Raw genomic sequence first — 18,559 nt, 5'->3', positions numbered from 1 at the left:
CCTTCCGGCTCCCGCCCTGGCTGCGGATGATGGCCCGCACCAGGAACCCGAAGCCGATCGCCATGACCAGCGGCGGCACGATCGCGCTGACGTAGTCCATCAGGTCACTCCTCCTCGGTCTTCTCCGCCGTCGCGGCGGAAGCCTTCGGCTCCGGCTTGACCAGCGGGAAGAGCACGGTCTCCCGGATGTTCTTGCCGGTCAGCAGCATGATCAGGCGGTCCACGCCGAGGCCGAGGCCGCCGGTCGGGGGCATCGCGTACTCCAGCGCGCGCAGGAAGTCCTCGTCCACCTGCATCGCCTCGACGTCGCCGCCGGCCGCCAGCAGGGACTGGGCGGTCAGGCGGGCGCGCTGCTCGACCGGGTCGACCAGCTCCGAGTAGGCGGTGCCGATCTCGGTGCCGAAGATCACCAGGTCCCACTTCTCGGCCACGCCCGGGATCGAGCGGTGCTCGCGGGTCAGCGGGGAGACCTCGGTCGGGTAGTCCTTGATGAAGGTCGGCCGGACGGCGTTCTCCTCCAGCAGGCGCTCGACCATCTCCAGCACGATCTGACCGTGGCCCCAGTCCTTCTCGAACGGGATGCCGTGCTCGGCCGCCAGCTTGCGCAGCTCCTCGACGGTCGTCTGCGGGGTGACCTCGACGCCCAGGTGCGCGGAGATGCCCGGGTAGACGCTGACCTCCTCCCACGGCTCGGCCAGGTCGATCTCGTGCTCGACGCCGTGCGCGTCCACGCCCTTGATCACCGTGGTGCCCAGCGCGTCCCGGGCCGCGTTGACGATCGTCGCGCGGATCAGCTCGGCCTGGGTGTCGTAGTCGCCGTAGGCCTCGTACGACTCCAGCGAGGTGAACTCCGGGTTGTGGGTGGAGTCCGCGCCCTCGTTGCGGAAGTTGCGGTTGATCTCGAAGACCTTCTCGGCGCCGCCGACCACCAGCCGCTTGAGGTACAGCTCGGGGGCGATGCGCATGTAGAGGTCGATGTCGTACGCGTTGATGTGCGTCTTGAACGGACGCGCGTTGGCGCCGCCGTGCACCGGCTGCAGCATCGGGGTCTCGACCTCGATGTAGCCGCGGTCCTCGTAGGTGCGGCGGATCGAGCGGACCACGCGGCTGCGCAGGTGCAGGATCTCGCGGGCCTCGGGGTTGACGATCAGGTCCACGTAGCGCTGGCGGACCCGGGCCTCCGGGTCGGTCAGGCCCTTGTGCTTGTCCGGCAGCGGGCGCAGGCACTTGGCGGTGAGCTCCCAGCGGTCCACCATCACGGACAGCTCGCCGCGCTTGGAGGTGATCACCTCGCCCTCGACGCCGACCTGGTCGCCGAGGTCGATGTCGGACTTCCAGGCCGCCAGCCGCTCCGCGCCCAGCTTGTCCAGGGAGAACATCACCTGGAGGTCGCCGGTGCCGTCGCGCAGGGTGGCGAAGCACAGCTTGCCGCCGGTGCGGGAGAGGATCACCCGGCCGGTGATGCCGGAGCGCTCGCCGGTGGCGGTGTCCGGCTCCAGGTCCGGGTGCTTGGCACGGAGGTCCGCGATGGTGCTGGTGCGGGGGAATCCGACCGGGTACGGGTCGACGCCGGCCGCCCGGAGCCGGTCCAGCTTCTCGCGCCGGACGCGCATCTGCTCGGGAAGGTCGTCGGTCGCGGGAACAAGGCTCTGATCGCTCACCCCACAAGGGTAGCCAGCCGTACACCGTGCTCCGCGACCGGATTGCGCGTGAGGGGAGACCGCGGTGGCGGTCTCCCCTCACGGGCCGGTGCGGCTCAGCCGGTGCCGGTGGCGAGCTCGATCTCCTCGGGGGCCTCCTCGGCGGGCGGGGCGGGCCTGGCCGGGGGCTTGGGGCGGCGGCCGAAGAGCTCGGCCGGGGTGGGCATCCGGTGGGGGCGGGGCGGGGTCTTCGCGGCGGCGGGCTCGGCGGGCTGCTCCGGGCGGGAGTCGGTGCTGCTCATGGTGGTCCGTCCTCCTACAGGGGTGGGGTGACTGCTCGGGGGTGCGGCGGGGCTCGGTACGGCCACCAGGTGGCGAGGCTGGCCGGTGGCGAGGGCGAGGCGTTCGCGGACGGCGGCCTCGGCCAGCGCGTGGCAGCGCCCGGCCAGCCGCGAGCGGCGCGAGCGCTCGCCGTGGCCGCAGGGCTGACGGGTCAGCCCGCGCAGCGCGGTGAGGTCCTCGGGCCCGGGCAGGTAGCCGTCGGACACCGCCTCCTCCAGCCGCTCCAGGTACCCGGGCGCGCTGCCGGGCAGGGCGGAGCGGTAGCGGCCGAGGTCGGCGAGCAGGAAGGCGCGCAGCCGGCCGCCCTCCTGGACGGCCTCGTCGATCGCCTCGGTCAGGCGCAGCGCGTCCTGGACGTCCTCCGCCCAGAGTTCGGCGCCCGGCCCGGCGAGTGCCGGCCGGTCGGGCACCTGGAGGTGGAAGGGAACGGCGGGGTGCAGGGCTTGGGCGAGGGCGCGGCGCAGCACGCGGACTTCGTCGGCGCTGAAGGCCATGCCGCCGCGCGATCCGTGTGGCGTAGGCATGGACTGACACTACGTGAGGAATATCCGATTTGTCGGTAACGTCGCGCCGAAGTCCGCACGATCGGCCCGCTGGGAAAGGGGGCGCCGCGCGGTCGGCGTCGGGACGAGGACCTCCGGGACTTCGCGGCGGCCCGGGACGGCCCGCTGAGCGCCGCTCAGCTCGGCCGGTTGCGCTCGTACACCAGGCGCAGGCCGATGAGGGTCAGCCAGGGCTCGTGGACGTCGATGGTGGTGGCCTCGCCGAGGACGAGGGTGGCGAGGCCGCCGGTGGCGATCACCTGGACGTCGTCCGGGTCCTTGGCGAGTTCGCGGGCCATCCGTTCGACCAGGCCGTCGACCTGCCCGGCGAAGCCGTAGAGGATGCCCGACTGCATGCCCTCGACGGTGTTCTTACCGATCACGTTGCGCGGCCGGGCCAGCTCGATCTTGCGCAGCTGGGCGCCGCGGACGCCGAGCGCCTCGACGGAGATCTCGATGCCGGGGGCGATCGCGCCGCCGACGTAGTCGCCGCGGGCGTTGACGGCGTCGAAGGTGGTCGCGGTGCCGAAGTCGACCACGATGCACGGGCCGCCGTACAGGTGGTTGGCGGCCAGCGCGTTGACGATCCGGTCGGCGCCGACCTCCTTGGGGTTGTCCATCAGGACGTGGACGCCCGTCTTCACGCCGGGCTCCACGATCACCGCGGGGACGTCGCCGTAGTAGCGGCGGGTCACCTCGCGGAGCTCGTGGAGCACGGCGGGGACGGAGGAGCAGATCGCCAGGCCCTCCACCGAGGCCTCCCGGACCGCGGTGTGGTTGCCCATCAACCCCTGCAGCAGCACCGCCAGTTCATCGGCCGTGCGGCGCGGATCGGTGGAGATCCGCCAGTGTTCCACCACTTCCTCGCCGTCGAACAGGCCGAGCGTGGTCTGGGTGTTGCCGACGTCGATGGTGAGGAGCACGGGGACGCTTTCTGCGAGTCGGGACGGGTCTGCTCTGCTCCTGACGGTCAGGCGCGCAGGTCCAGGCCGATGTCCAGGATCGGCGAGGAGTGGGTCAGCGCGCCCACGGCCAGGTAGTCGACACCAGTCTGGGCGACCTCGCGCGCGCTGACCAGGGTCAGTCCGCCGGAGGCCTCCAGCTTCGCCCGGCCGGCCACCAGCGCGACGGCCTCCTTCAGCTGCTCGACGGTGAAGTTGTCCAGCAGGATCAGGTCCGCGCCGGCCTCCAGGACGGGCTGGATCTGCGCCAGCTCGTCCACCTCGACCTCGACCGGCAGCTCCGGGTACGCGGCCCGGACGGCCCGGAAGGCCTCGGCCACGCCGCCCGCGGCGACCACGTGGTTGTCCTTCACCAGGGCCGCGTCCGAGAGCGCCATCCGGTGGTTGGCGCCGCCGCCGCAGCGCACCGCGAACTTCTCCAGCGCGCGCAGGCCCGGGGTGGTCTTGCGGGTGTCCCGGACGACCGCGCCGGTGCCCTCCAGGGCGTCCGCCCAGGCCCGGGTCGCGGTGGCGATGCCGGACAGGTGGCAGAGCAGGTTGAGCGCGCTGCGCTCGGCGGTCAGCAGGTCGCGGGTGCGCGAGCGCACCGACAGCAGCACCTGGCCGGCCTCCACCCGGTCGCCGTCCTGGACGTGCCGCTCGACCTCGAACTCCTCCTCGCAGATCAGCGAGACGACCGCCTCGGCGATCCGCAGGCCGGCCACCACGCCGGCCTCGCGGGCGGTGAAGTCGGCGGTGGCGACCGCGTCGGCGGGCACGGTGGCCACCGAGGTGACGTCCTCGCCGCCGGCCAGGTCCTCGGCCAGCGCCAGGGTGGCGATGTCCTCGACCTCGATCGGGTCCAGCCCGGCCTCCTCCAGCAGCTCGGCCAGCTGCGGGTCCAGGCCGGTCTCGTAGCCCTCGCCGTCCCCGCAGGCGCAGCCGTCGCCGCAGCCGCCGCCCTGATCGGCCAGGGGGAGTTCCTCGTGCGCGTGGGTCATGGTTCTACTGCTCCTCGGGGGTGCTGACGGGGTCGCCGGAGGCGGCGAGGGTGGTGATCAGGTGGCGTCGCCAGTGGGCGTCGTCACGCTCGGGGAAGTCCTCGCGCCAGTGGCCGCCGCGGGTCTCCTCGCGCTGCGCGGCGGCCGCGACCAGGGCGGTGGCGACCAGCAGGAGGTTGGCGGCCTCCCAGGTCTCCACCCGGGGGTCGGCCGGCTTCTCCTCGGCCATGTGGGACCGGGCCTGCTCGGCGAGCAGGGCCAGCCCGGCCGCGGCGTCGGCCAGCGAGGCGGCCGAGCGCAGCACGCCCGCGCCGCGCGACATCAGCCGCTGGATCTCGGCGCGCGACTCGGAGGCCGGCAGCGGCACGGCCACGGCGGCCTGCGCGGCGGCGACGTCCACGGTGCGCTCGGGCAGTTCGCCGGCCACGTGGCGCTCGGCCAGGTCGGCGGCGATCCGCTCGGCGAAGACCAGGCCCTCCAGCAGGGAGTTGGAGGCCAGCCGGTTGGCGCCGTGCACGCCGGTGCAGGCGACCTCGCCGCAGGCGTACAGGCCGGGGACGGAGGTGCGGCCGTGCCGGTCGGTGCGGACGCCGCCCGCGGCGTGGTGCGAGGCCGGGGCGATCGGGATCGGCTCGGTGACCGGGTCGATGCCGTGGGAGCGGCAGGAGGCCAGGATGGTGGGGAAGCGGTGCTCCCACATCTCGGCCCCGAAGTGCCGCCCGTCCAGGTACATGTGGTCGGCGCCCTTCTCCTGCATGCGCCGGGTGATCGCCTTGGCGACGATGTCGCGCGGGGCGAGTTCGGCCAGCTCGTGCTGCCCGACCATGAAGCGCACGCCGTCGGCGTCCACCAGGTGGGCGCCCTCGCCGCGCACGGCCTCGGAGACCAGCGGCTGCTGGCCCGCGGCGTCCGCGCCGAGCCAGAGCACGGTCGGGTGGAACTGGACGAACTCCAGGTCGGCGGCGGCGGCGCCGGCTCGCAGGGCCAGGGCCACGCCGTCGCCGGTGGAGACGGCCGGGTTGGTGGTGGCGGAGAAGACCTGGCCCAGGCCTCCGGTGGCGAGCACCACCGCGCGGGCCCGGACGGCGCCGACGCCGTCGCGCTGGCCCTCGCCCATCACGTGCAGGGTCAGCCCGGCGGTGTGGCCCGCGGCGTCGGTCAGCAGGTCGAGGACGAGGGCGTGCTCGATCAGTTCGAGGTCGGGGTCGCTGCGGACGGCGGCGACCAGCGCGCGGGAGACCTCCGCGCCGGTGGCGTCCCCGCCCGCGTGCACGATCCGGTGGCGGTGGTGGCCGCCCTCGCGCGTGAGCAGGATCTCGCCGTCCTCGCCGCGGTCGAAGGCCGCACCGACCGCGATCAGCCGGCGGACGGCGTCCGGGCCCTCGGTGACCAGGGTGCGGACGGCCGCCTCGTCGCAGACGCCGGCACCGGCGACCAGGGTGTCGTCCAGGTGCTGCTCGGGGGTGTCGCCCTCGCCCAGGGCCGCGGCTATGCCGCCCTGGGCCCAGCGGGTCGAGCCCTCGTCCAGGACCGCCTTGGTGACCACCATGGCCCGCAGGCCGGCCTTGCGGACGTTGAGGGCGACGGTGAGGCCGGCGATGCCGGACCCGACCACGACCACGTCGGTGGTGGCGGTCCAGCCCGGGGCCGGGGCGGTGAGGCGGTGGGTGACGGACATGACTCAGCGGCTCCTTCGGCGCGTGGCCGCGGTGGCCGCGCCGTCCTCGTCACGGTACGCCGCGTCCCCGCGGAGCAGTCCGCTGCCCTCCGGGGCTTCCGCGGGGTCCCCGCCCAGGCCGGTGATCCGGTTCTGCTCGTCCACGAAGACGATCTTCGGCTCGTAGCCCTTGGCCTCGGCCGTGTCCATCTGCCCGTAGGCGATGAGTATGACCAGGTCGCCGGGGTGGACCAGACGGGCGGCGGCGCCGTTGATGCCGATCACGCCGGAGCCGCGCGGGCCGGCGATGGTGTACGTCTCCAGCCGGGCGCCGTTGTCGATGTCGACGATGTGGACCAGCTCGCCGGGGAGCAGGTCGGCGGCGTCGAGCAGGTCCTCGTCCACCGTGACGGAGCCGACGTAGTGCAGGTCGGCCTGGGTCACGGTGGCCCGGTGGATCTTGGACTTGAGCATGGTGCGGAGCATTGCGGGTCACGCCTCCTGTGAGTGCATGCCTGAGGGGGGTCGGAACTGCCGGGACTACCGGACGATGATGCGGACGTTGTCGATCAGGCGGGTCTCGCCCACCTTCGCGGCGACGGCCAGCACCGCCTCGCCCTGGAAGTCGTCCGCCGCCTCCGAGAAGTCGTGCGAGTCGATCAGGGCGAGGTAGTCGAGGGCGACGCCCTCGGCGCCGTCCAGGACGGCCGAGGCGGCCTCGCGCACGGCCTTCGGGCCCTGCGCGGCGACGTCCCGGCCGGCGAACAGGGCCCGGGACAGGGCCAGCGCGCGGGTGCGCTCCTCCTCCGAGAGGTAGCGGTTGCGCGAGGACAGCGCCAGGCCGTCCTCCTCGCGGACGGTCGGCACGCCGACGATCTCGACGTCGAAGTCCAGGTCGGCGACCATCCGCTGGATGAGCGCCAGCTGCTGGGCGTCCTTCTCGCCGAAGAGGGCGAAGTCCGGGTCGGTGATGTGCAGCAGCTTGGCGACCACGGTCAGCACGCCGTCGAAGTGCCCGGGGCGGGTGGCGCCCTCGAAGCGCTCGCCCATCGGGCCGGCCACCAGGCGCACCTGCGGCTCGCCGTTCGGGTAGACCTCCTCGACGGACGGCGCGAAGACGACGTCGGCGCCGTTCTCCTCGGCCAGCTTCACGTCGGCGTCGAGGGTGCGCGGGTAGCGGTCCAGGTCCTCGCCCGCACCGAACTGCAGCGGGTTGACGAAGACCGTCACCGCGACCCGGCCGTCCCGGCCGACCTGCTTGCGGGCGGCCCGGATCAGCGCGGCGTGGCCCTCGTGCAGCGCGCCCATGGTCATCACCACGGCGTTGTCCACCGGCTGCTCGTCCGGCCAGAACGCGGCCTCGAAGTCGTCCACGGTGCGGGTGACGACGGCCCGGTGGACCTTCGGCGTCCGCTGGGGCTTGTTCGGCTGCTTGCCGCGTGCCATTAGCGCGTCTCCTCGTTCAGTACGTCCAGCAGCGCCGCCGCCGACGTTTCGTCGATCGTTCCGTTGGCGAGCGCCCGCTGTGCGGTGGCGCGGGCCATCGCTCGGTAGGCCGCCGGGATGTCGGGGGACACCGTACTGAGCTGCGCCAGGTGGCGCCGCACGGTGCCCGCGTCGCCCCGGGCGACCGGGCCGGTGAGGGCCGCGTCGCCGGAGCGCAGGCTGTTGTCCAGGGCGGCGCCCAGCAGCGGGCCGAGCATCCGGCCCGGCTCGGCCACGCCGGCCGTGCGCAGCAGCTCGATCGCCTGGGCGACCAGGGTGACCAGGTGGTTCGCGCCGTGCGCGAGGGCCGTGTGGTAGAGCGGGCGGACCTCCTCGGGCACCCACTCGGGCTCGCCGCCCATCTCCACCACCAGCGCCTCGGCGACCGGCCGCAGCTCCTCGGGGGCGGTCACGCCGAAGGGGCAGCCGGCCAGCCGGTCCAGGTCGACCGAGGTGCCGGTGAAGGTCATCGCCGGGTGCAGGGCCAGCGGCAGCGCCCCGGCCCGGGTGGCGGGCTCCAGGACGGCCACGCCGTGCGCGCCGGAGGTGTGCACGACCAGCTGGCCGGGGCGCACGGCGCCGGTGGCGGCCAGCCCGGCCACCAGGTCGGCCAGCGCGTCGTCCGGGACGGTCAGCAGGACCAGGTCGGCGGCGGCCAGCACCTGCGGCGGGGTGACGATCCGCACGCCCGGCAGCAGCGCCTCGGCGCGGCGGCGCGAGGTGGCGGACACCCCCGACGCGGCGACCACGGTGTGCCCGGCGAGCTGCAGTGCGGCGCCCAGCGCGGGGCCGACCCGGCCGGTGCCGACCACGCCGACGGCGAGCCGGGCCGGGCGGTTGCCGGGATCACCGGGATCTCCGAAAGCGGGGTCGCCGAGGCCGTCGGCGATCGGGGCGAACTCGCCGGAACCGGCGAAGTCGGACGGATCCACGCATCCACCCTTGTCCTGAATGACCGTTCCGGTCCACTCGTCGGGTACCGGACGTACCGCCCCAGTCTACGGTCGGCGCCGAGGAGCCAGGGAGACTCAGCCGCTGGCTCAGTCGGTGGCTCAGTCGGTGGCCCCGGCCCGGATCAGCCCGGCCTCGTACGCCAGCACCACGGCCTGGACCCGGTCGCGCAGGCCGAGCTTGGCCAGGATCCGGCCGACGTGGGTCTTCACGGTCGCCTCGGAGAGCACCAGCCGGGCCGCGATCTCACCGTTCGACAGGCCCTGGGCGACCAGCAGGAACACCTCGCGCTCGCGCTCGGTCAGCGGGCCGAGGACGTTCGAGCCGGGCGCGCTCTGCGGGGTGGGCAGCACCTCGGCGAAGCGGTCGATCATCCGGCGGGTGGTGGTCGGGGCCACCACCGCGTCCCCGCCGTGCACCGCGCGGATCGCGGCCACCAGCTCGGTCGGCGGGACGTCCTTGAGCAGGAAGCCGCTGGCGCCGGCCTTGAGCGCGGCGAAGGCGTACTCGTCCAGGTCGAAGGTGGTGAGGATGAGCACGTGCGGGGCGCCCGGCAGCGGGCTGCCGTCCTCGGCCAGGCAGATCCGGCGGGTCGCCTGCACGCCGTCCAGACGCGGCATCCGGACGTCCATCAGGATCACGTCCACCTTGGTGTGCCGCAGCAGCTCCACGGCCTGCGCGCCGTCACCCGCCTCGGCGGCGATCTCGATGTCGCCCTGCGACTGCAGGATCATCCGGAACCCGGTGCGCAGCAGTTCCTGGTCGTCGACGAGCATCACGCGGATGGTCAAGGTGGCTCCTAGAAAGTGGGGCGGAGGATCAGTGTGCGGCCTTCAGCGGCAGGACGGCGCGGATCCGGAAACCACCGCCGGGGCGGGGGCCCACGTCGAGCCGGCCGCTGACCATGCCGACCCGCTCGCGCATGCCGATCAGGCCGTGGCCGAGGCCGTCCGTGCCGCCGGAGGCCAGCTGTTCGTCGGTGCTGCCGCGGCCGTCGTCCTCCACCAGCACGGCCAGCTCGCGCTCGCCGAAGTCGACCGCGACCCGGGCGTGCACGTCGGGGCCGCCGTGCTTGCGGACGTTGGTGAGCGCCTCCTGGACGATCCGGTAGACCGTCAGCTCGACCCCGCGCGGCAGCTCGCGCGGGTGCCCGGAGGTCGCGTAGTCCACCTGCAGCCCGGCGGTGCGGACCTGCTCCAGCAGCTCCGGCAGCTCCTCCACGCCGGGCTGCGGCACGTACTCCTCGGCGGTGGTGTCGGAGGTGCGCAGCACGCCCAGCAGGCGGCGCATCTCGACCAGCGCCTGACGGCCGGTCGAGGCGATCGTGCCGAGCGCCTCCTTCGCCTGCTGCGGGGAGTTGTCGAGGACGTACGCGGCGCCGTCGGCCTGGACGATCATGACCGAGACGTTGTGCGCGACCACGTCGTGCAGCTCGCGGGCGATCCGGGCCCGCTCGGCGGCCACCGCCACCTTGGCCTGGGCGTCCCGCTCGCGCTCCAGCCGGGCGGCGCGGTCCTCCAGCTCGGTCAGGTAGGCGCGGCGCACCCTCGTCAGCCGGCCCCACGCCCAGCACAGGATGAACGGCGTGCTCATCAGCAGCATGATCAGTGCCGCCTCGCCGAGGCCGTACGAGCGGCTGACGTAGTGGCCGGCGCTCTCGCGGACCGTCTTCACCGGGTGCATCTGCCAGAACACCAGCGGCCCGGCGGCCAGCCCGGCGGTCAGTGCCAGCCGGGACGTCCACTTCTGGCCGAAGGCGGCGCCGGTGTAGGCGAAGACCAGGTAGGCGATCGAGGACCCGCCCGGCTCGACGTCGGCGAGCACCTGGCTGACGCCCAGGCCGGCGGCCGCGGCCACCGTGACGTCCGGGTAGCGGCGCCGGAAGACCATCAGCGCGGGCAGCACCAGCGCGACCAGGACGTCCGCGCCGAAGCGCCAGCCGTCGTCGGGGATGTTGTCGTTCGGCACCAGGCCGATGAAGAGCACCATCGCCGCCCAGGCGGAGTCGACCACCATGGGGTGACGGCGGAGCCAGGCGTTGAGTCGATGCACGTGTCCAGCGTAGGCAGTCGCTCAGTGTGTCCAGGTCCGCCGGTAGGGCGATCCGTCCTACTCCGTAGGTCGGAGAAGCACCCGCTCCGATTGGGAGGGTCCACGAACCGCCGGGTAGCGTCCCGCCCCATGACTTGGATGCGGTGGGCGCCCGCCATGGAACAGGCCCTGTACGACCCCGAGCGGGGCTTCTACCGCAGGCCGGAGGGCCCCGCCGGGCACTTCCGCACCTCGGTGCACGCCTCGCCCGGGTTCGCCCGTGCGGTGGCCCGGCTGCTCCTTGAGGTTGACGCGGCCCTCGGTCGTCCGGAGGAGCTGGCCTTCGTGGACGTGGGGGCCGGGCGGGGGGAACTGCTGACCGGCGTGCTGGCCGAGCTGCCCGCCGGGGTGCTGGCGCGGCTGCGCCCGTACGGCGTGGAGATCGCGCGGCGCCCGGACGGACTTCCGTCCACAGCCCTGTGGACGGACGAGCTGCCGCAGGGCGTGACCGGGCTGCTGTTCGCCAACGAGTGGCTGGACAACGTGCCGCTGGACGCCGGCGAGGTGGACGAGGACGGGGTGCTGCGCTACGTCGAGGTGGACACCGCGACCGGCGCGGTGCGACCGGGCGCCGAGGTGTCGGAGGCGGACTCGGCCTGGGCCGAGCGCTGGTGGCCGGTCGCGGAGCCCGGGGAGGTGGTCGAGTTCGGCGGATCCCGGGACGCCGCCTGGGCGCGGGCCGTCGCCGGGCTGGAGCGCGGCCTGGCCGTCGCGGTCGACTACGGGCACACGGCGGGGCGGCGGCCGCCCTTCGGCACCTTCACCGGCTTCCGGGACGGCAGGGAGGTCGCCCCGGTGCCGGACGGCTCCTGCGACGTCACCGCGCACGTGGCCCTGGACGCCGTCGCCGCGCCCGCCCTCCACAGCCTGTGGACGACGCAGCGCGAGGCCCTGCGCGCGCTCGGCGTGAGCGGCGGCCGCCCGCCGCTCGCCCTCGCCTCCACCGACCCCGCGGGCTACCTGCGGGCGCTGAGCCGGGCGGGGGAAGCGGCCGAGCTGACCGACCCGAACGGGCTGGGCGGGTTCGGATGGCTGCTCCAGGCCGTCGGCATGTCGCCCCTTGAGATCTTCGAGGGGCACTGATCCGGGAGCCCCCGCCGGGATGGCAGACTCTGGGGACATGAGGGAGACCACGGTCGGCATCGGGGCGGGAGCCGAGAACTTCACCGGCGAGGCGGGCACCACCGACATGGTGCTCAACATCGGCCCGCAGCACCCGGCCACGCACGGCGTGCTGCGGCTGCGCCTGCTGCTGGACGGCGAGCGCATCGTCACCGCCGAGCCGGTGATCGGCTACATGCACCGGGGCGCGGAGAAGCTCTTCGAGGCCCGCGACTACCGGCAGATCATCATGCTGGCCAACCGGCACGACTGGCTCTCCGCGTTCTCCAACGAACTCGGCGTCGTCCTCGGCGTCGAGCGGATGCTCGGCATGGAGGTCCCCGAGCGGGCGGTGTGGATCCGCACCCTGCTCGCCGAGCTCAACCGGGTGCTCAACCACCTGATGTTCCTCGGCTCCTACCCGCTGGAGCTGGGCGGGATCACCCCGATCTTCCACGCCTTCACCGGCCGCGAGGACCTCCAGCACGTGCTGGAGGAGGCCTCCGGCGGCCGGATGCACTACATGTTCAACCGGGTCGGCGGCCTCAAGGAGGACCTCCCGGCCGGCTGGCTCGGCCGGGTCCGCACCGCCGTCGCGACCGTCCGCTCGCAGATGCCCGTCTTCGAGGAGCTCGTCCTCGGCAACGAGATCTTCCGCGCCCGCACCGCCGGCGTCGGCGTCCTCACCCGGGCGCAGGCCCAGGCGTACGGCGTCAGCGGCCCGATCGCCCGCGCCAGCGGCCTCGACCTCGACCTGCGCCGCGACGAGCCCTACCTCGCGTACGGCTCCGAGGAACTGCGGCAGGTGCTCACCGTGGTCACCCGCGAGGAGGGCGACTGCCTGGCCCGCTTCGAGTGCCTGCTGGAGCAGACCCTCAACTCGCTCGACCTCGCCGACGCCTGCCTCGACAAGCTCGCCACCCTGCCCGCCGGGCCGGTCAACCAGCGGCTGCCCAAGGTGCTCAAGGCACCCGAGGGCAGCACCTACGCGTGGACCGAGAACCCGCTCGGGATCAACGGCTACTACCTGGTCTCGCGCGGCGACAAGACGCCGTGGCGGCTCAAGCTGCGCTCGGCGTCCTTCAACAACATCCAGGCGCTGGGCGAGCTGCTGCCGGGGACGCTGGTCGCGGACATGGTGGCGATCCTGGGGTCGATGTTCTTCGTGGTCGGCGACATCGACAAGTAGGTCGGTCCTACTTCCCGGCCTTTCCGGTCTTCCCGGCCTTCCCTGCCTTGTTGCCGGTGGCCTTGGTGGTCGCGGCCTCGGTGGTGGCGGCCTCGGTGGTGGCGGCCTTCGTGGCAGCGGCCTTCGTGGTGGGGTCGGCCGGGTGCGGGGCGACCTTGCGGTCCCCCTTGGTGGCGATCCGCTCCTCGCACAGGCGGGCCAGCACGTCGTACCCGGCCCGGCCCATCAGCTCGGTGAGCTCGGGGCGGTAACTCACGTACACCGGCTCCGCGCCCTGGTGGGCCGCCGGGGCGCCGGTGCACCACCAGTGCAGGTCGTGGCCGCCCGGACCCCAGCCGCGGCGGTCGTACTCGCCGATCGAGACCTGCAGGTAGCGGGTGTCGTCCGGGCGGTCGATCCAGTCGTAGGTGCGGCGGATCGGCAGCTGCCAGCAGACGTCCGGCTTGGTCTCCAGCGGCTCGCGGCCCTCCTTGAGGGCGAGCGCGTGCAGGGCGCAGCCGGCGCCGCCCGCGAAGTCCGGGCTGTTCACGAAGATGCAGGCGCCGTTGACCCGGCGGGTCTGGCGGTCGCCGTCCTCGTCCAGCATCGTGATGCCACCGTCGGAGACGAGCCGGCCCTTGGCGTCCGTGCCCTCGGCGAAGTTCTCCCACAGCTCGGGGGTCAGCCGCGCCGCGTGGCCCAGGACGCGCTGCTCGTCGTCCTCGTCCGAGTAGTGCGCGCCCAGCGTGCAGCAGCCGTCCGACTCGCCGCGGCCCTCGCGGATGCCGTGGCAGCCCTGGCCGAAGACGCAGGACCAGCGGGAGGTCAGCCAGGTGAGGTCGCAGCGGAAGACCTGCTCCTCGTCGGCGGGGTCGGCGAACTCGACCCAGGCGCGCGGGAAGTCGAGCGGGACCTCGTCGCGCGGGATCTCGCGGCGCAGGGTCGGCATCGCGAGGTCGACGGGGGCGGGGGAGGCCTCGGGCTTCGCCTTGGCCTTCTTCTTGGACGTTTCTGCTGGTGCCACCCGGCAAGGGTAGAGCTTCCGCGGGGGTGGTGGCGGGGCTGAGGGCGTGGCGGCGGTTTCGGGCGGGGGTGGGTCGCGGTGGGTGGGGGGCTGGGTGGGGGCCGGGTGCGGGGCCGTCGCGGGGGTGGGCGGTGGGCGGTGGGCTCGTGGTGGTGGGCGCCGGGCTCGGTGCGGGTGAAGGCGGGGTGAAGAGGTCCGGCGGGCGCTGCGGGCGGAGGCCCGGGCGTGCCTAGGATGGCGGCCGGTCCGCTACGGGGAGGTACGGGGATGGCAGGCGGCAGCACCGGGGCGTCCGACCGTGCGGGTGGCGGGTTCGTCCTCAAGCCGTGGGAACTGCACGGCGAGGGGCGGGAGTTCGAGAAGCTCGGGGGTGAGCTGACGAAGGCCGTGGCCGCCCTGGAACGGGACCTCGCCGCGCTCGGCACCCCCTGGGGAACGGACGCGCCCGGCAGCGGCTTCGCCGCCGCGTACGGCCCGGCGCACGGCGAACTCGTCGGCGGGCTGCGAGGGTTGGCCGGGCAGGTGGGCAAGGTCGGGACCGGGCTGCACACGATGGCCGAGCGGACGACGGACACGGACACCTCGGCGGCCGGCGGGTTCGGCGCCGCGGTCGAGGGCGGGACGGGGGTCGGGCCCGGAGCGTCGGCGGTCTCCGCGGTCTACTCGACGACGGGGGCAACCCCGGGGGCGGCCCCCGCCGTCCCCACGGACATGTCGGTCTGACGGACCCGGCTCGGAGGGGGAAGCGCGTGTCCCGGAAACTGCCCGAAGAACTGGTGCCGGTGCTGGCCAGGACCGGCCACCTGTGGCCGCAGGCCGACGAGGAGGGCCTGCGCAAGGCGGCCGGGGTCTGGCGGGAGTTCGGCAAGGAGGCCGACCGCCTCACCCGCCGCTGCGGTGAGTCCGTCCGGCGCGTCACCGCCGACAACTCCGGCCACGCGGTCGAGTCCTTCGGCGCGTACTGGCAGACCTTCAGCGGCGGCGGCAAGGGACACCTGGACGACGCGCACGCCGCGGTCGCGCTGGTCGCCGCCGCCTTCGACACGGCCGCCAGGGCCGTGGACACCTGCAAGGCCGAGATCATCGCAACCCTGCAGCAGCTCGCCGCCGACCTCGCGCAGGCCGAGCAGCGGGCCGCCGCGGCCAAGGAGGCGGCGGGCAGGGTCGCCGCGGCGGCCGACGCCGGTCCGGGGACGGGGACCGCGGCGGGCACGGGGACAGGCGCGGGCGCGGGGACAGGCGCAGGGGCGGACGGGGTGGTCGGCGGGCTGAGGAAGGCCGTCGGCGGTCTCGCGGCCGACGTGAAGAACGCCGCCACCGAACAGGTCGCGGCGGGTGTGGCGGCGATCGCCGTCGAGGTTGCCGCGCTGAAGATCGGCGGGCTGCTCGGCGAACTCGGCCGCGCCATGAAGGACGCCCTCTCCGCAGCCCTCAAGGAGCCGGCCGCCGTCGCCCTGCTCCGGCTCGGCACCGCGCGGGGCACCGGGGTCACCGCCGCCTCGTACCGCACCGGCGCCTTCGACCCGCGTGCCGCCGGACTGCCCGTGGCCCTCGGTGAACCGGGCGTGCTCGGCGCGGACGGCTCCGGGCTGGTCCTGCTCGCGGGGAGGGACGGCAAGCCGCTGGTCGGCGTGCCCGGGCTCACCGTCAGGCTCGACGAGCACGGGCAGCCGGTCCTCGGCCAGGACGGTCGGCCGGTCATCCTCCGCGCCGACGGCACGCCGGTGGACGACGCCTCCGGGCTGCTGGTCGTCACCGGGCCGGACGGCAAGCCGGTCGTCGGGGTGGCCGACCTGGCCGTCCGGCTGGACGAGCACGGGCAGCCGGTGCTCACCGACGAGCACGGCAAGGAGATCCACGGGGTGCCGCTCGCCGGGCCGGCGGCGGCGCCGGACACCCCGGCCGGCCGGGACGGGAAGCCGCTCGACGGCCCGGGCGTGGACGGGACGGCCGATCCGAAGGTGCCCGGCGCGGTGCCCGGCGCAGTGACCGTGGCCTCGACCGTCGTGGCGGACCCGGGGGCGGTCGCGGGGCCGCCGGCCGGGGCGAGCGCGGGTCGGGTGGACACCGTCGTCGCCACGGGCGCGCCTGCCGGCGCGGTGGCGTCGGGGGCCTCGTACGCGACCGGGGGGTGGCAGGGGCAGCACCGGGCGGCGGCCGGAGGCGGCGACTGGACGCCGCCCGCGCGGGACGACGGGGCGTCCGGGCGGTCCGTCGCCGCGCCGGTCCGCCAGGGCGGCGGCCCGGCGGGCGGGTCGGACGGGGACTACCCGCTCCAGGCCCCCGCGGCCGGCGGCTCCGCTCCGGCGCACGGCGGCGGGCCGGTGACCGTACGGACCGACTCGGTGAGCGCACCGCCCGCGCCCGGTTCGTCGCCCGGCGTCGTGCCCGGTGTTGTGCCGAGTGCCGCGCCCGGTGCCGCGCCCGGGCCGGCGGTGGACGTTCCGTCCGCGATCCGGCCGGTCGGGGTCGCCGGGCACTTCGGGACAGCGGCGTACGGTGCCGGGTACCCCCTGGCAGGTACCGCCGGTACGGCCGGTATGACCGGAATCATCGGCGCCGTCGGTGCCATCGGTGCCGTCGGGCCCGGACCGCTCGCGGGCGGGGGTGGGCCCGCGAACGCGGCGGCGCCGTTCGGCAGCGGTGTCGGGGCAGGCGGCAGCGGGTCGGGAGCCGGTGGGGCAGGGGCTGGTGGGGCAGGGGCGGCCGGGGCAGGCTCCGCCGAACCCAGGCCGGGCGCTCCCGCACCGCGGCCTCCGGTCGGCGCCGCGCCGCCGCCCGTCCTCGGTCCCCCGCCGGCCCACGCCGAACCGCCGGCCCCGACCGCGCCGCCGCTCGTCGGCACCACCCCGGTACCCGGCCGACCCGAGCCGCACCACGGGGACGCCCGACGCCGGGACACCGCCGCCACCGTCGCCGACCCCACCCTCGCCTGGGGCGCGGTCCCGGTCGCGACCGCCCACGCGATGGCCCTCCAACTCGCCCTGCGCGCACGACACGGAGCCCACCCCGAAGACCCGGCCACCCGGCTGCGCAGCATCGCCGACAGCCGCCCGTACGGGCTGCCCGGCGGGCTCGGCCCCGTCGACCCGGAACACCAGGCCGAGCTCGAACGCCGTGCGCCCCGCGACGGGGACGGACTGCCCGTCCGCCACCCCGATCCGGCCGTCGACGGCTGGGCGGAGGCCGTCAACGACGGAGGCCACCGCGAACCCGGCCGGGCCAACAACAGCCTGGAGATCGCCCTCTCCGCGGTCGAGTGCTACACCGGCCGGCCCACCTGCGCCGCCCCGCGCATCCCCACCGAGGGCGACGCCGGCGAACGCGGCGGCCGGGACCGCGCCGAACGCGAACTCGGCGCCCCCTTCCGGGATCTGGGCGACAGCGGCCAGGCCTTCGACCGCCTCGCCGACGACCTCCGTCGCGCCGGCCACGGCTCCCAGGCCGTCCTCCTCACCCTCGACGCCTACGGCCGCCCGCACGCCTGGAACGCCGTCAACCACCGGGACACGGTCACCTACCTCGACCACCAACTCGCCCGCCAGGCCCCCACCCCCCTCCACCCCGCCACCCAAGGCCTCTGGGCGATCGCCCTCGGCCCGGAAGGCCGCCCCCTCGACCTCACCGCCGGCTGCCGGACGTGATCCGGGCGATGTCGTGGGGCGGGCGGACCGTGCGAACGGCGATGCGGGAGGATACGCGCCGGACCAGCACGAGAGAGCGAGGCCGACGGTGACCGAACAGGACACGGTGGACCTGATCCACCTGGCGGACGCGGACGGCGACCACTGCATCGTGCGCGTCACCGGCCGCCTGCAGCCGGGCCTGCCGACCGGCCACGACCTGCTCCGGGCCGAGGTCCTGGCGCACACCGACTTCGTCGACGCCCGCCTGGAGCTCTACCTCTCGCAGCGAGACCTCGACTCCTGGCAGCAGGACCTCGGCCGCCTCGCCCCGGGAACGGACGCGACCATCGGCGGGGACCGCGGGCTCAGCCTGGCCCTCCACATGCAGGAGGACCGCTCCCTGGCCGTGACGATCGACGATCCCGACCGGCTCAGCGCGATGCTCTGGATCCGTCCGCCGGAGAACTGGACGGACGAGCACCACGACCGACTGGAGCGGGTCCGGCAGACCTGGCCCAGCGACGTCGTGGAGACGGCCCCCATGACGTACGAATGGCGCCCACCCCGCCGGAGCTGAACAGCGCCGCCCGCCCCCGCCGCGCCGACATCACAGTGCCCGTCCCCGCGGCCGCATTCCATCCGGCGGCCAGGCCCGCTGTCGGGTTCAGCGAGCAGGGTTTCGCGCAGGAAGTCGGCCAGACCGACTTCCTGCGCTCGACAATCTTGGGCAGGCCGGCGGTCAGTTATGTAGACCGGTCTTCATATTCCCTGCGTCCGGGATCGGGAGCGGCTTGCGCGAGAAGTCGGCCGGGCCGACTTCTGGTGTGCTGCGGCGTCGGGCCCTGCCCGGATATGTAGACCGGTCGTCATAGTTTTGGGCGGGCGGTGGGTGGGTTGCGCGAGAAGTCGGCCAGGCCGACTTTCCGTGCAGGTGGGGCCGCGCCCCGGGAATTATGTAGACCGGGCATCATAATTCTGGGCTCGGGGTGG

16 protein-coding genes are annotated in these 18,559 nt (G+C 74.5%); 5 read left to right on the top strand and 11 right to left on the bottom strand.

What is annotated here, in order from left to right:
• Positions 1-104: 104 nt before the first annotated feature.
• The 10 genes from lysX to ABT048_RS14180 form a co-directional block, all read right to left on the bottom strand.
• Positions 105-1,661 (bottom strand): bifunctional lysylphosphatidylglycerol synthetase/lysine--tRNA ligase LysX, encoded by a 1,557-nt coding sequence (gene lysX / locus ABT048_RS14225; protein ID WP_350521642.1) that lies wholly within the window; start codon positions 1,659-1,661, stop codon positions 105-107.
• Between the two features lie 95 nt (positions 1,662-1,756).
• Entirely contained in the window at positions 1,757-2,506 is a 750-nt protein-coding gene (locus ABT048_RS14220) for a hypothetical protein (RefSeq protein WP_350521641.1), read from the bottom strand.
• Positions 2,507-2,661: 155 nt separating this feature from the next.
• A complete protein-coding gene (locus ABT048_RS14215; protein WP_350521640.1) occupies positions 2,662-3,447 on the bottom strand; it encodes a type III pantothenate kinase in 786 nt (261 codons plus the stop codon).
• A gap of 47 nt (positions 3,448-3,494) precedes the next feature.
• The gene (nadC, locus tag ABT048_RS14210; protein ID WP_350521639.1) at positions 3,495-4,466 is read right to left on the bottom strand and encodes a carboxylating nicotinate-nucleotide diphosphorylase; all 972 of its coding nucleotides are present in this window, start codon (positions 4,464-4,466) and stop codon (positions 3,495-3,497) included.
• 4 nt (positions 4,467-4,470) lie between these two features.
• On the bottom strand, positions 4,471-6,144 hold the full coding sequence (locus ABT048_RS14205; RefSeq protein ID WP_350521638.1) for an L-aspartate oxidase: 1,674 nt from the start codon (positions 6,142-6,144) through the stop codon (positions 4,471-4,473).
• Between the two features lie 3 nt (positions 6,145-6,147).
• Complete coding sequence (panD, locus tag ABT048_RS14200; protein ID WP_350521637.1) at positions 6,148-6,609, bottom strand: aspartate 1-decarboxylase; 462 nt, start codon at positions 6,607-6,609, stop codon at positions 6,148-6,150.
• Between the two features lie 54 nt (positions 6,610-6,663).
• Complete coding sequence (panC, locus tag ABT048_RS14195) at positions 6,664-7,569, bottom strand: pantoate--beta-alanine ligase (RefSeq protein ID WP_350521636.1); 906 nt, start codon at positions 7,567-7,569, stop codon at positions 6,664-6,666.
• Positions 7,569-8,498 carry a Rossmann-like and DUF2520 domain-containing protein gene (locus ABT048_RS14190; protein ID WP_350521737.1) on the bottom strand — a complete coding sequence of 310 codons (930 nt, stop codon included), beginning with the start codon at positions 8,496-8,498 and terminating at the stop codon, positions 7,569-7,571. Before ABT048_RS14190 ends, panC begins: the two co-directional genes overlap by 1 nt.
• Before the next feature lie 162 nt (positions 8,499-8,660).
• On the bottom strand, positions 8,661-9,350 hold the full coding sequence (locus ABT048_RS14185; RefSeq protein WP_350521635.1) for a response regulator: 690 nt from the start codon (positions 9,348-9,350) through the stop codon (positions 8,661-8,663).
• A 28-nt stretch (positions 9,351-9,378) separates the two neighbouring features.
• A complete protein-coding gene (locus ABT048_RS14180; RefSeq protein WP_350521634.1) occupies positions 9,379-10,611 on the bottom strand; it encodes a sensor histidine kinase in 1,233 nt (410 codons plus the stop codon).
• A gap of 129 nt (positions 10,612-10,740) precedes the next feature.
• On the opposite strand from ABT048_RS14180, the gene ABT048_RS14175 reads away from it, so the two are divergent.
• Both ABT048_RS14175 and ABT048_RS14170 read left to right on the top strand, forming a co-directional pair.
• Positions 10,741-11,733, top strand: coding sequence for an SAM-dependent methyltransferase (locus tag ABT048_RS14175; protein WP_350521633.1), 993 nt, complete (start codon positions 10,741-10,743; stop codon positions 11,731-11,733).
• A 37-nt stretch (positions 11,734-11,770) separates the two neighbouring features.
• Positions 11,771-12,940 carry an NADH-quinone oxidoreductase subunit D gene (locus tag ABT048_RS14170; RefSeq protein ID WP_350521632.1) on the top strand — a complete coding sequence of 390 codons (1,170 nt, stop codon included), beginning with the start codon at positions 11,771-11,773 and terminating at the stop codon, positions 12,938-12,940.
• A gap of 7 nt (positions 12,941-12,947) precedes the next feature.
• Here ABT048_RS14170 and ABT048_RS14165 read toward each other — a convergent pair whose 3' ends face one another.
• Entirely contained in the window at positions 12,948-13,943 is a 996-nt protein-coding gene (locus ABT048_RS14165) for a DUF3109 family protein (protein ID WP_502894007.1), read from the bottom strand.
• A gap of 267 nt (positions 13,944-14,210) precedes the next feature.
• Here ABT048_RS14165 and ABT048_RS14160 point away from each other — a divergent pair, with 267 nt between their 5' ends.
• The 3 genes from ABT048_RS14160 to ABT048_RS14150 all read left to right on the top strand — a co-directional run bounded on the left by ABT048_RS14160 (position 14,211) and on the right by ABT048_RS14150 (position 18,146).
• Positions 14,211-14,666 (top strand): WXG100 family type VII secretion target, encoded by a 456-nt coding sequence (locus tag ABT048_RS14160; protein WP_350521631.1) that lies wholly within the window; start codon positions 14,211-14,213, stop codon positions 14,664-14,666.
• 26 nt (positions 14,667-14,692) lie between these two features.
• Entirely contained in the window at positions 14,693-17,587 is a 2,895-nt protein-coding gene (locus ABT048_RS14155) for a toxin glutamine deamidase domain-containing protein (RefSeq protein ID WP_350521630.1), read from the top strand.
• An 88-nt stretch (positions 17,588-17,675) separates the two neighbouring features.
• On the top strand, positions 17,676-18,146 hold the full coding sequence (locus tag ABT048_RS14150; protein ID WP_350521629.1) for a DUF5959 family protein: 471 nt from the start codon (positions 17,676-17,678) through the stop codon (positions 18,144-18,146).
• The last annotated feature ends 413 nt before the right edge of the window (positions 18,147-18,559 follow it).

The organism is Kitasatospora sp. NPDC096140 (assembly GCF_040303045.1).
Taxonomy (GTDB): domain Bacteria; phylum Actinomycetota; class Actinomycetes; order Streptomycetales; family Streptomycetaceae; genus Kitasatospora.
The sequence above is the reverse complement of the archived record's forward strand: the minus strand, read 5'-3'. Positions and strand labels throughout refer to the sequence as shown.